This is a genomic window from Vibrio sp. SCSIO 43132 (assembly GCF_019904195.1).
GTDB classification, from domain to species: Bacteria; Pseudomonadota; Gammaproteobacteria; order Enterobacterales; family Vibrionaceae; genus Vibrio; species Vibrio nigripulchritudo.
This window is the reverse complement of the sequence record NZ_CP063200.1, coordinates 820755-834475: the sequence shown is the minus strand read 5'-3', so window position 1 is coordinate 834475 and position 13721 is coordinate 820755. Positions and strand designations below refer to the sequence as shown.

The 13721-nt window shown below is 43.1% G+C and carries 7 protein-coding genes; 1 reads left to right on the top strand and 6 read right to left on the bottom strand.

Features of this window, described 5'->3' with window-relative positions:
• Positions 1 to 6: 6 nt before the first annotated feature.
• From INR79_RS21895 to fepB, 5 genes are all read right to left on the bottom strand, one after another.
• Positions 7 to 819, bottom strand: a complete 813-nt coding sequence (locus tag INR79_RS21895; protein ID WP_022611173.1) for an ABC transporter ATP-binding protein — start codon at positions 817 to 819, stop codon at positions 7 to 9.
• Between the two features lie 114 nt (positions 820 to 933).
• The gene (locus INR79_RS28265; RefSeq protein ID WP_223099900.1) at positions 934 to 4149 is read right to left on the bottom strand and encodes a condensation domain-containing protein; all 3216 of its coding nucleotides are present in this window, start codon (positions 4147 to 4149) and stop codon (positions 934 to 936) included.
• 203 nt (positions 4150 to 4352) lie between these two features.
• A complete protein-coding gene (locus INR79_RS21885; RefSeq protein ID WP_223099898.1) occupies positions 4353 to 5414 on the bottom strand; it encodes a FecCD family ABC transporter permease in 1062 nt (353 codons plus the stop codon).
• Positions 5411 to 6457, bottom strand: coding sequence for a FecCD family ABC transporter permease (locus INR79_RS21880; RefSeq protein ID WP_022598754.1), 1047 nt, complete (start codon positions 6455 to 6457; stop codon positions 5411 to 5413). The genes INR79_RS21885 and INR79_RS21880 overlap by 4 nt, the downstream gene beginning before the upstream one ends.
• Positions 6458 to 6476: 19 nt before the next feature.
• Complete coding sequence (gene fepB, locus INR79_RS21875) at positions 6477 to 7442, bottom strand: Fe2+-enterobactin ABC transporter substrate-binding protein (protein WP_081275235.1); 966 nt, start codon at positions 7440 to 7442, stop codon at positions 6477 to 6479.
• 247 nt (positions 7443 to 7689) lie between these two features.
• Here fepB and INR79_RS21870 point away from each other — a divergent pair, with 247 nt between their 5' ends.
• Positions 7690 to 8994: an NtaA/DmoA family FMN-dependent monooxygenase gene (locus tag INR79_RS21870; protein WP_223099896.1), complete on the top strand. Its 1305-nt coding sequence runs from the start codon at positions 7690 to 7692 to the stop codon at positions 8992 to 8994.
• Positions 8995 to 9118: 124 nt separating this feature from the next.
• On the opposite strand, the gene INR79_RS21865 is transcribed toward INR79_RS21870, so the two are convergent.
• Positions 9119 to 13606: an amino acid adenylation domain-containing protein gene (locus INR79_RS21865; protein ID WP_262415461.1), complete on the bottom strand. Its 4488-nt coding sequence runs from the start codon at positions 13604 to 13606 to the stop codon at positions 9119 to 9121.
• Between the last annotated feature and the right edge of the window lie 115 nt (positions 13607 to 13721).

The window sequence follows — 13721 nt, the reverse complement described above, 5'->3', positions numbered from 1 at the left end:
TAATCGTTACTTTCCTAGTGGCACTATCATAGGCGTATGGCTGACGGGATCATCTATGATGACGCTGTCCAGACCAAATACCTTCTTGACCAGAGCAGCATCGATCAGGGTTTTAGGCTCACCTTGAGCAACAATCTCCCCTCCGGAAAACGCAATAAGATGATCCGCGTATCGACATGCCTGATTCAGGTCATGCAGCACGGCAACAATGGTGTGTTTCTTTTCTCGATTGAGGCTTCGAAACAATTCCAGCAGATCAATTTGGTGTGCCACGTCCAGATAGGTCGTTGGTTCATCCAGCAAAACCGTTGGAGTTTTCTGTGCCAGTACCATCGCAATCCAGACTCGTTGCTTTTGCCCACCTGAGAGCTCATCCACCTGCCTTTCAGCCAGTTCCGTCACACCAGTGTCTTCCATTGCCTGAGCTACCGCTTCCTGATCTTCCGGGCTCCATTGTTTAAATAGCTTTTGATGGGGGTAACGCCCGCGAGCTATAAGATCAACAACACGAATACCATCAGGTGCCTGAGAGCTTTGAGGCAACAAGCCTAATTCTCTGGCTAATTCTTTTGCTGGCATTTCCTGAATGTTTTTACCATTCAGACACACTTGCCCGTGAACAGGTTTTAGCAAACGACACAGACTTCTTAGCAACGTAGACTTGCCACAACCGTTAGGTCCAACGATTACTGTGAACTTTCCTTCGGGAATACTGAGTTCGAGATCTTCACAGATGACCCGATTTTCGTAGGCAAGTTTGAGGTTCTCACCCTTTAACCGAAATGAAGTGTTGGATTTGGTTGGTGTAGATAGGGTCATAACTTTCTGATTTAACGGTATTAAAAAAACAAAGCAGCATTGAGAGTATCTTCCCCTCAATGCCGCTCAAACGCAACGAATTCTTATTGTGTAATGACTAATGCATGACGAGCACTACACAGTTTCAGAATCGATAACACGCCCTTTTATATCTTCAAGCAACTGGTCACCCTTGGCAGATTTCGCAAACTCGGCAAATAGAGCACTTGTTGTATCAGACAGAAGCTTGACCTGTGCTGGGCTGTAGTTCTTAGACATGTAACTCATCATCACACGCAAAACCTGTTCGCCGTTAACCACTTCTTCTAATACTTCAAATTGCAAACCTAAACCTGATTCACTTTTATCCGGGTCAACCTGTTGGAAATCCAGTCGATCACCGTTAGGTAACTCAAGAGCACCGTTAAACTTATTCTTTGCATGAAGCTGAATGAAGACTTCGAACATGTGACCTTCAACATCGGGTTCACCACCGACAAGCCCCTCTTCGATAAGATCAATAGGGATGTCTGTATATGGCATCGATTCGTTGATATTGTTTTTAACCTGAGCAATCAAGTCAGATACCGTTTGAACACCTGCAAATTTAACCAGATGAACTACGATAGTCGTGAAATACCCGATTGTATCAAAGTACTCCGCGTCTAATCGCCCTGCTGACGGTGTTCCGACAATTAACTTTTCAGGTGCTCCCAAGAAGTGTAGAGATGTTGCAATTGATGCGTAAACAACGTTAAAGAGAGACGCACTTTGAGATTTAGCAAGAGTATATAACCCCTCCCTAACCTCTTTTTCAATCTGAATTTCAACCCATCCACCTTCTGCCACAGAAGTTTCGCCTTTACCTTTCAGAGGGTGATCTTCTGGGAAAATTGGTGTCGCCCAAGGCACGCCTTTCAGGTTGTTTAACCAATAATCTAGATGTTTTTGGTTCATTCCTGAACTTCTCTGCTGACGGGCAAATTCGTGGAATGGTAACGGTTCGCTTCTCCAAACTGGGGGGTTACCTTGCAAACGCTGCTTATACGCGTGTACCAGTTCATCCATCATTAAATTCACAGACCACTCATCAAGTACAATGTGATGGAATAGGAAGGAAAGGAATTGAAGCCCTGTTTCTTTACAGCGAATAAAACGTACTCTAAGTGGCAGTTCATTCTCTAAATCAAAAGCATGACCAGCTTCTTGTTTAAGAAACTCGTCTCTATCTTCAATTTCACATTCATCTGAAGTCCAGAACCACTTGTAATTATCGATTTCCCTTGCGTCAACGACCTTTTGAAGTGGAGCTCCGTTATCATCAAAGAACTGGCTACGTAAGCCTGTATGGCGAACAAGAATATCTCTATATGCTTCTCCAAATACAACTTCATCCACTTCATCAAGAAAACGTAATGCAAATGGCAAATTGAAAATCGTATCTAGACCAAATTTTGAGTACTTGGTAATCGCCTTCCAAAGTGAATTTTGTGCAAATGACAATGGCGCACTAGAAGTCCCAACTTCAGCGTCAAGCTTTTGCTCATCAGTCTGTTCAGAGTCATGAACCACAGCATGTTCAGCCAAAGACTGAGCTGTTGGATAACTAAATAGATCGTTTATATTGACTTCTATATTGTAGGTTGTCAGTAAACGTCCAATTACCCGAGTGGCAATAAGGGAGTGCCCTCCAAAATCAAAGAAATCATCAGTTGCAGTCATTGAATCTGATGCCAATGCTTCTTTAAATTCAGCCAAAATAAGATTAACAGTGTCGGATTGCTGATCTTCAACAATCTTTGTATTCACGTCTAAGGGCTCAATATCTTTGTCACTCTTAGCGTGTTTTGCCAGTTCAGCTGCAGTTGGATGACTGAATAAATCGTTAATGTGGACTTCTATTCCATGATTGGTAAGCAATCGACCAATAACTCTGGTTGCAATTAACGAATGTCCACCGAAATCGAAAAAGTCATCATCCTTCGTCATATTCTCCGATGATAATGCCTCACGAAACTCAACCAATATCACATCTGAAACGGAATGAGTTTGCTCATTGACCTGGCTAGGTAATTCGCTAAAAGCTGTATTCTGCACCTCAGTAACTGGCTTAGCGACTCGTTCACCACCAATGTACGCAATGAACTGCTCGAATAAGTAAGCACCGATATGAGGTGAAACGGATGAGGCTGTGACAAGTTCAAAACTCAGTTCACCTTGTCGGTCAATACCGACACCCAAGGAAATTTCAAACTTAGGTTGAAGAGGTGCGACTGGTAGTTTCTTCGCTTTTACGTCTTCAAGTGATAGATACTCTGCCGGATCGACGAGCCAGGTCACCAGAGCCGCAGATTCAGCAACCGTATCAAAGCCGGCTTCTGATTGATCTGCAGAATTTAAGTGCGCCGCAACTTCAGTGATCGCTTCACCAAGATCAACGTTCAAATTGCCTAAATTCAAATGGGTCAAACCAGACTCAATCATTGAGCCATTGATTTCGTGATCTTTTTGGCTAATGTCTACTGGAATAAATACATTCAGGCTGTCCAGACCATTAGATTCTGATACATATCGGGCAAACAGAACTGCCGTCGCTGAGAGGATTTCTACCTCACTCATCGCTCTTCCAAAGCGTGTTTCGTAGCTGCTTCTTTGGATAGACGTCGAGAACTTTCTTGACACTGGTGCTTGTAGGTAAGACGAAATGTCTTCGCTGACACCCGTTTGTACCAATTCAATGTCTTGTGCAGATCGTTTAATCCAAGGCAAGCGGGAGACCGATAGGTCTTGCGTTTTTGACAGTGGAGTAAAACCAGTCAGTTGCGTGTGTCTTGCTGGGTTATCTATCGCGGAAAGACCATGGTTGTACAAAGAACTCAGCACCTCAAAAGTCTCTTTCCAAGATACCTCACCGTTCAATATTTGGTGGGAAATCACACCCAAGACGATCTCTTTTTCTTCACAAATATAGACCGTGAACTGGATCGGAGATTGGCTTTCAAGAGCGATAGGAGTTGATTGCTTACTTTGAAGATGGAAAATTGCGCCCTGAACAGAATCTACGGCTTCAATATTGATGGTGTGAGACGCAGAGTTCCCTCCCGATTTCAACAATCCAGCATCTTCATCAAACTGATAGCAAACATTAAGGGATGGCACAAATTGAGGAAGTTTGCTTAATGCCGCCACCAACCTACCGATGTTTGTTTTCCCTATGAGGTGGTATGCTGCGGAGTATTGACTTGTTCCATCTTCGTTCTGTTGATGGTGCATCCAAACTCGCTCTTCAAATTCCGTTACTGCGTTGCCACGCCCACTCTTTTCCTGTAAGTGGAGCTTATTATTTGTCATGTTCCTTTCTCCTACTCTGAATGAGTCCAGAGTTGTCCTTTAAGGGAGCCAAAGCCGAATGATTACAGAGACTAGTACTGCTAGATTGGGCTTTCATATTTAGGCGATTGAAATTCAGGGAAGTTACTTTATTCTCAACAAATCTAAATGTAAAGTATTCTCATTTGCATAAATAAAAATTAAATAAGATTCATATGAATAATTTAAAATTGTCTTGATCGTGTTAATAGCCAAATCAAGTAAATGCCACCAACAATACCTGTCATTCGACCGATGGGAACACTCGCTTGGAACGGCAACCACTGAATCAAAATGTCCGCCATTAAGACCAACAATACGCCCATTAGAGCAGAGGAAAGTAGGGATAGTGCTCTTGACTGCCTTAGTCTTGTAACGAGTTGAGGGGCAGCCAACGCTATGAAAGCTATCGGACCTGCTGCGCCTGTTGCCAATGCAGCTAATACTACTGCGAAGAAAATCATCGAAAGGCGAACCCGCTCAACCCGAATTCCCAGTTGAGTCGCGATATCGTCCCCCATCTCTATCATGGACAATGGACGCTTTAATATCATCATCACGGGTAACAGCAACAAGACACCAATAAGTACAGGGTATACGTGTGTCCATGTTCTGGCGTGCAGAGAACCCGCAAGCCAAAGGTTAGCCATTATTGCGTTATCCAGATTGCCCTTTACGAGCATTAAACCATTAAGCGCGCTGAGAATAGATCCTATACCAATACCGGTCAGTATCAATCGATACCCACCGACAACTCCAGCTTTTACAGCCAACAGATAAACGATAACGGCTGTGAGAATTCCGCCTATAATTGCGGCTAATGCAACTTCGAGCGCCCCTTGTTCAAACAACACTATTTGAGCAATTGCCCCCGTTGCAGCGCCAGTCGTAAAACCAATGACATCCGGCGAACCGAGAGCGTTACGTGACACTGACTGAAATACCGCACCAGATAGCCCCAATGCCGCGCCAACAAAAACGGCGGTCAGAACTTTTGGCAACCTGATGTTAAGGATGACCCGTTCTTTAACGCCACCTTCGCCCATCCCAAATATTGCTTCGACAACCTGAATAAACGAGATATTGAATTTGCCAAGTGTCATTGAATAGGCAGAAAGCACACAAACAAACAACAGAAGTATTGATGCTACAAAGATGTGTACAGGCTGATACGAAATAGAAAAACGACCAAAACGCCAGACAAAGCCATTATTCAACTGATAAGAAGAAAAAAGTTGATTAATCATAGTTGGGAAATCTTCCAGCGTTTAACCAAGAATATAAAGAATGGACCTCCAATCAATGCAATCATGATTCCCACGCTTATCTCATTAGGGTAACCAATGATTCTCCCTAATACGTCTGCAACTACAGCCAGAATGGATGCTATAAGTAAGGAAAAAGGCATTAACCAATTATGATCAGGACCGGATATCATACGTGCAATATGGGGGGCAGTAAGGCCAACAAAAGTGATCGGTCCTGCAGCTGCTGTTGAGGCACCGGCCAAAATAATGATAGCTATTGAAGCCAGACTCCATATTTTCAAAGGATTGACACCAAGGGCATGGCCTATATCTTCTCCCAGTGATACGGTATCCAAAGCTTTGCTTAAAGAGAACGCGATAATCATCCCTACAACAATTAACATTGAGGTTGGAATAACTACATCGTAACCACGCCCTTGAAATGAACCTACTGACCAGTGCCGGAACTGCTCAAACACCATCTCATGACTGTTAACAGTAATCATATGAGTTAACGCAAGTAATACGACCGACAACGCTGTACCAGCCAATACTACCCGGACAGGATTGACCCCTTTTCGGACGCCAGCAAGCAAAAACACACCAGCCCCTGCAATCGCAGCCCCGAGCAAGCCAAACCACATGACGTAAACCACTTCATAGAGGTCAAGAAACGCTATCGCCGAAACCACTGCAACGGCAGCCCCTGCATTAACACCCAGTATTCCAGGATCAGCCAGAGGGTTGCGTGTTAAACCCTGCATGACAACCCCAGATACGCCTAGGGCTCCGCCGACTACGATAGCAAGAAGCGTTCTGGGAATTCTCAGGTGCTGAACAAGAAGATGGTCACTATTGCTCTGATCAAACGAGAATATCGCATCTAATGTCACGCTAGGTGAGATGTAGTGCGTTCCGATAAAAAGACTGAAGCAAGAAACTACAAACAGTAGACCTAATCCAATAAAGAACCAAGTACGTCTTCTTTTGTTTCTTGAATCTTTAGACATAATTGAAGGAGCAGCGTTGGTCTTTGCTGTCATCTCAAATATCCTTTATGCATTAGCCCGAATTATTCTGGTCGCCAAACCTTTCAACGATTCCATTAACAATTTCCATCGCACTATACATGTCGATTCGAAACGAATTCATACCCAAGCCAAAAACTTGTTTTTTCTTTACAGAGGGAAGGTTTACAAGAATAGGATCCTGCATAAACGCTTCTGCGCTTTTGTCATTCGCCTCTAACAAAAAGGTAGTCTGAGCTTTAAGCTGCGTAAGGAGCTCAAAGTGTACTCGCAAGAAATCGGAAAGCGGAATTGTATTATCATGCCATTGGCGATTCTGCACCTCCATGTTAAAACCAAGGTCAGAAAGCAACTTCGCGTGAACTCCTGTTTCCAGTGCAATAGCGTTGGTCGCTCCCGCGCCATAATAGGCAACAATATTTGTCTCTCCTTCAGGGATTCTTATTTTACTCTTACTTTCTTCTATAAGTAGGTCGAATTCATCAATACGTTGTTTCGCTTGTTTCTCTAGCCCTGATGCGACTCCAAGCTTGATAGCCAAATCCTGCCAAGATTGGGCAGTGTAATCCAATATGATCGTAGGTGCGATTTGTTGAAATTCTGCTACTTGCTCTCTGGCCGAATCGGCTCCTCGCCATGCAACAACAATTAAATCGGGCTCGTAAATATACGCTGATTCCAAATCAACGCTGCCTGCAGGCCATACGCTTTCAACCTGTCGCTGATTAGCCAAGTCTGCCCATTGCTTAAAAAATTTACCTTCATAGTTAGAAGCGCTAGCAATTAGAGGCGCATCAATAGCAAGTAAAGTTCCGCTTATCGTCACGGATGTAGAAAGAATCCGTTTAGGTTTGGCAGGAATAACTGTTTCGGATCCATCAGCATTCACAAATACTCGAGGATAAGCGTCGGAGGCGTTTAACGTGTTATTTGCAAACACATTTGAGGAAAGTAAAGCCATGCAAAAAATAAAGCATTTAGTTATAAAAGTAATTCTCATTTCGGTTATCATTTACAATTATCTTACTATATGAAGGGGTTATAACTGGATTCAGAGTTACTCTATATCATTTGCTTAGGTTTTTAGACCCTAGGTACTTGTTCTGAATGACGTTAATCTCGGGATATGCTAACTACTTTCATATCGATAGATCAAGATAAATCCCTGAGAAACCTCGTCAAAAACAGTTGATGCTAGTGCGATACCATTTCAAAGGTTTTGCTGTAATAAAAAGGATAATTAGAAGATGAAAGAGAATAAGCAGCTTTGCGTCGGTATGGCTTTAGCCGCTAGCTGGATGACCAAGAATGGTTGGCGTCGCAGCAACAGCGGCATTGAAGATCTCTACTCTACCAATTTCTATGTTGAGCTCGCTAAAAAAGCAGAAAAAGCCAAATTAGATTTTCTGTTCAGACCAGATACGTTATTTGTGAATACGGCAGTGCTAGATTCAGAACCTGGTTTTAGTAGCTTGGATCCAATGGTTCTCATCGCGACATTAGCACGTGAAACTGAAAAAATCGGTCTCATCTCAACAGCATCCACAACCTATAACCCTCCCTACGTTGTTGCTCGTCAACTGCAATCTCTGAATTGGGTAACCAAAGGGCGCATCGGTTGGAATGTCGTCACAGCTATCGACGGAAATAAAAACTTTGGTGAAGACACAATGATGTCTTCTGAAGAAAAATACATAAAAGCTGAAGAGTTTACTAAGGTCGTACAAGAACTTTGGCAAAGTTACCCGAACAAATCACTGATTATGGACAAAGAAACTGGTCACTATGCGGACACGAGCCAAATCTCCCCAATTGAACATAAAGGGGACTACTTCTCTGTAGAAGGTCCTCTGAATGTTCCTGGTCACCCAAGTGGTTCTATTCCTCTTTTCCAGGCAGGTTCATCCAATTCAGGGAGAAACTTCGCGTCTCGCGTGGCAGATGCTGTTTTTGCCGCAACACCTGACATCGAAGCAGGTATTGAGCTAAGAAAAGACCTAAGAAAACGAGCAGAGACACAAGGCAGAAACCCAGACCAAATCAAGGTGTTTCCGGGCATTAGCCTGTACCTGGCTAAAACTAAAGAAGAAGCAGAAGAGCTCTATCAGGAAACCCATGCCCAAGTTCCGCTATCTCGGAAGCACAATTATGTAAAAGAAGCGATAGGTCTGGATATCAGTTTACTATCAGAAGAAACAGTTCTTACCCCTGACATGCTTCCAAAATTAGATAGGCAGGTAAGAAGTAAAACGCACTCAGACTTAATGAGACGCCTGATCGAACGGGAACAACCAACTGTAGCTGAACTCCTAAAGCGACCAGAAGTAGCAGGCTCTTCACATTGGCTCATAGTAGGTACGCCTGAAGATGCCTTCAATGAAATTAAGGAGCGTTTCCAGGCAGGCGCAGCCGACGGTATCATTGCCGTTCCGGGCGGCTCCATCGAATCAATGAATTTGTTTTTTGGCAAGCTAATGCCGATGCTTTCGGAGTCAGGAATGTTCAGAAAGGAGTATCAAGGTTCGACTTTGCGTGAACATTTAAACCTATAGATTTCATACCCTTAATACTGTCAATTTCAGTTCGCAGGCAAGCAACTCAATTTTGTATGGTTAATTAAAAACAGCTGAACCATCTGGTTTGGTTCAGCTGTTATTAACTAAAGGCAACGTGACCTCAGATTGAAATCACCTTACCAACCTCTTTCGCATTTCTGCATTTGATCAGCTTACGTGCGACAATTTTAGAACCAAAAACGTGATTGAGTTGAGTAGCAATCTCCTTTAGGTGAGATGGCTTAAGTCCTAAAGACAAGAATGGACTTTGTTCATCAAATCCAACCTGATGCTTTCCTATCACCTTCTCATAAGCTTCAATAATCCTCTTATGATCCAATGTATCAATTGATCTGTTCTTTTGAGAAACAATGCCTGAAGCTACATTCAACTCTGGTTGTTTTACTGACTCTTTTTGATTAATTGAACCAATTAATAGCTCTCTCGCTTGGATTCGATCGAACTTACCATTTCGTGATAATGGAAGTTTTTCTAGCTCAAGCAGTTGTGACGGAACATGAGAGTTCGGCAAACATTGCTGGGCAAAATCACGGATATCAACTGCGCTCGCTGATTGACCTTCAGCAACAGTATAAATCGCGCCCAAAGCAATATCACCGTTACGCTCGGTATAATCAACAATCAATACTTGCTCAATCGTAGGGCATCGATTGAGTTCTTTCTCAACATCAGGAAGTGAGACGCGCACCCCTCTCACCTTAACGTATCCATTAACTCGTCCAGCAAAGATGATATTTCCATCTTCGCGGTAATACCCCAGGTCTCCTGTTCTAAAGGCTCTGACTTCGTCACCTTTATCATCAACAATAGTCACAAAGTCAGTTTGTTTTAGCTCACCGTCTTCTAGGTATCCTGAAGCAAGGTTTACCCCAACCGTCATGATTCGACCAACAACGCCCTGAGGTACGTGTTTTCCTAAACCGTCCATAATAAAGTACTGGTTTGCAGGGAATGGTCTACCATACGGAATGACTGTGATATCTTCGTCTGTCACAAAGTGCCATACACTCCAGATCGTTGTTTCTGTTGGACCACCAATCGAAACCATACGGATATCTTGCTCAAGTGCACGAAGTTCTTGAATGGTTTTAGGCTTAACGTAATCGCCGCCCTGACAAACTAGTCGCAAGGATTTTAGTTTTTCGCCCTGCATACAGGACAGCAACATTTCCATAAGAGCAGGAACAGATTGCCAGATGGTGATGCCATGCTGTTCAACCAATTGATTCCATCTAATGGCATCTTTCTCTTCCCCCATAGCAGGTAACACAATGGTTGCGCCTGTCGCGAATGACGCATAGATGTCGAATACAGAAAGATCGTGATGGAAAGGTGTCACACACATCAAGACATCGTCAGAGGTAATTTCCCATGCCTTACAGGTTTCCCCCACAACATTGGAAGTTGCTCTACTGTTTACCACCACGCATTTAGGTTTCCCTGTTGTCCCTGAGGTATACAAGTAGTAAGAGCCTTGTTCACTTTTGCTTAACGCTTCTAACTCATCGTTGGAAAGTAAGGCGTAGGTTTTATCGACAGGTTGTAAAAGTGACTCATACGTCACTGAGTTCGCTCTGTCGGATGGTTGCCTAGTTACAACCAAGTTCGCATTGCAGTTACTCAGCAGGTAGTCCAGGCGTTCTTCTGGTGAAGAAGCATCAATGGGTACCCAAATGATTCCAGATAATGAACAGGCAATAGTCATCACCAGATGCTCTGGGCTTTTAGGCATGCATATTGCCAACACATCACCTTGTTTCAAACCAAGATGGGAAATGTGCTGCATCACCTTGTGGACATCTTCTCCAAAGGCTTTGTAGCTTATCTGTCTGTCACCACATATAACCGCAATATCGCTAGAAGCGTTCTCACCTACATTTTTTGCAATCTTGGCTAAAAACTTAGAGCACTCAAATTCTGATTCATCGCAATTGAGCTTATAGTGGTCAAGGTTAACGACTTTGTGTGAGGCAATATCGAAATTCTTAGTCTCACACAAGGCTTGCACATGACGCTCAATTGACGCGAGTATCGAAACAACAACTTGCTTGTCTAGAGCATCCACAGCGTAGTCGAAACTCAGAACCAAGTTCTTGCTTTCATCAAAGTTAAGCCGAATGTCGAGGGCAACTTGAGGTGTTTGTGTCACACCCGAAAAGAACACTAAATCGTCTTCCTCTGAAAGGGTATCCCAAGCCAGACCATTGGTGACCACTACAGGTAGAGCCAGTGCTGTCGAACGGGTACTCATGAGTTGCCGATTAATATCAACACCTGAGAAGTCCAGATGGTCGAGGGCCTCAAGCATGTCACTCTGCATGCTTCGAGCACGGTCTAATAAAGTGCCTTCATTTTTTCGGTATTCCAGAATAACAAACGTAGAGTCATTCCCCAGTGGACGATCATTTTGCGGGATAGCAACTGGAAAACCTACCCTCATCTCTTGCTCTGTAGTCCAATAAGACATCCCTTCAAGAATTAGAGCTGAAAGGGCTGAATTTAAGAACAAACTGTTAGCAGCACTCGCCATCGTTAACTGAGTCACCATCGATTTCTCGATGACGATACTTTCTCGTTGATAACGTGAAGCTTTAATGTTTTCTAATCGTTGCTTCCAAGGAAGTGAAGGTGGCGCGCACTCTGGATTCAGTTTGTTCTCCCAGTATGTTTCGTCTGCAAGTTTTTTAGCGTTATCTTTTTCGGTTTCTTGGGTTGAAACAGGCGCTTGATTCGTGCTGATCTCTTGCAGTTGATCGCTATTCTTTTTCAGTAACTCAGAAAGAATAAGAGAATGTGTTCTTCCATCAACGATTAACGCATCAAAGCTTGTAAATACAACTGTTTGATAATCCAACTTCGATTCAGGTAACTGGATTACTGATACAGACCAAGGAGACCTTGAGAGATCGTGCATCGCATGATTACTTGCCACGCGAATTGTTTCTATTTCTTCCAGTGATTGTTCAATGGAAAGGTGTCGAAGATCGTGAGAATGAAAGTTAAGAACTGCTTTAGCAGAGACATGCTGAAGAAGCTTATGCTCATCTATATGCGTGCGAAGTGCGTCGAATTTTTTAACTAACAATTTTAAGCGGGATTCAACCAAACTTGAGTCGATCTTGCCTCGGTATTCCCTGAATTCATGCATTGCAGTGCCACCCATCGGAATCTGAGTGGAGCGACCTAAGAGATAAGATTTTTGAAGTTCAGTCAATGGCTTAGGTGATGCGCTATTTAAAGGTAGTGAAGGGCAATCAAATCCCAGATTTGCCAACGTCTGTTCCAATGAGAGATGGATGCTTTCTGGGTTGGCTGCCAACGATCTTACAATAGCTATAAACTTATCGAAGAGTGTTTGAACAAAACCTTCGGGGAAGACGTCCATCCGCACATCCCAATTCACGAATATTCCATCGTATGCGGGGGCTATCTGAGCATCTAAAGTTACCTGAGCACCTTGAGAGATCACCCAATTCATCTTACCGAATGCCTTGGTGACGGCATCAGTGAACAGGTTATCTCCATCAAAATCCAGACCCGAAGTAAATACAACTGGTGAAGCTTGCACCGTACCATGATGACGAGAGAGATCACGCATCAACGCAACACCTGAATAGTGTTCATGGCTAAGTAATTGATTAAGCTGATTGGCTGTGCGACGACAATGGTTAAGAGTAGATTCTTGCGCTTTTAAACTGGCGCTGTAAATCAGCAAGTTGGAAAAATCACCAATGATGGCGTCGACATCACCTTCATAAAACCCTCTATGGAAGGTGGGCACATTCAATCGGAAATCCGGAGCGTTACAAGAACTCCCAATAGCTTGTGAGAACAAGGTCAAAAAGAGCTGAGTCTGAGTTAAACGATGCGTTTTAGCCAGGCTTTCAATAGACGCTCTTTCGTCAGGTGTGAACAAATGAGTAAATCGCTGACTGTGACCATGTTGACGGTCAATATTCTCGCTAACGTAAGGAAATGCAGGCGCATCTGCAACACTTTCCAATCGTTCTTGCCACCATTTTTTATCTTCTTTTCTTTTTGAGACTAAGTACTTGTCTGCGGCTTGTCTTTCTAAATATTCAAAGAAAGGAACCCCTTGTGGAGCGTCATTTCCAGATTGTTCATTTGTGTAAAATTTGGCTAACTCTTCTACTAAAATTCGAAAACTCTGCGCATCAACAGCAATCATATCCACGTCAATATGAAGGCGGCATTGACCTTTTGAATGAAAAGTGGCGCTAATTTCTATACATTGACCGTTTTCTAAATCGAGTTTTTGATCCGTTTTAGTGGTACGTTTGTCTAGTAAAAATGACTCGGTATCTTCTGAGTTTAAGTGTTCGATGTTATCAACAACAAGCTTATGAATTGAGGACAAAGGAGAAATGGTCTGCTGCCCTTCAGGGGTGATTTTCATTCTTAGCATAGAATGACCAGCATAAAGTCTGGTTACCGCAAGTGCTAACCGCTCCTCATTAATATTTTCTCCATCAAATTCCGCATAAATATGAGCGGCAACCCCTCCCATCGATTGACCAGATTGTCTGCCGACCAAATAAGCTGCTTGTATGGTTGTCAGTTCTTTCATTTGTATTTAATCCATTAAAAATGTGCCCAATGGCAAAACTGATTATTTAAATACACCACATTTAGGCTCAACTCAAACATTAATAATAATTATTATCATTTTCATAAATGAGATC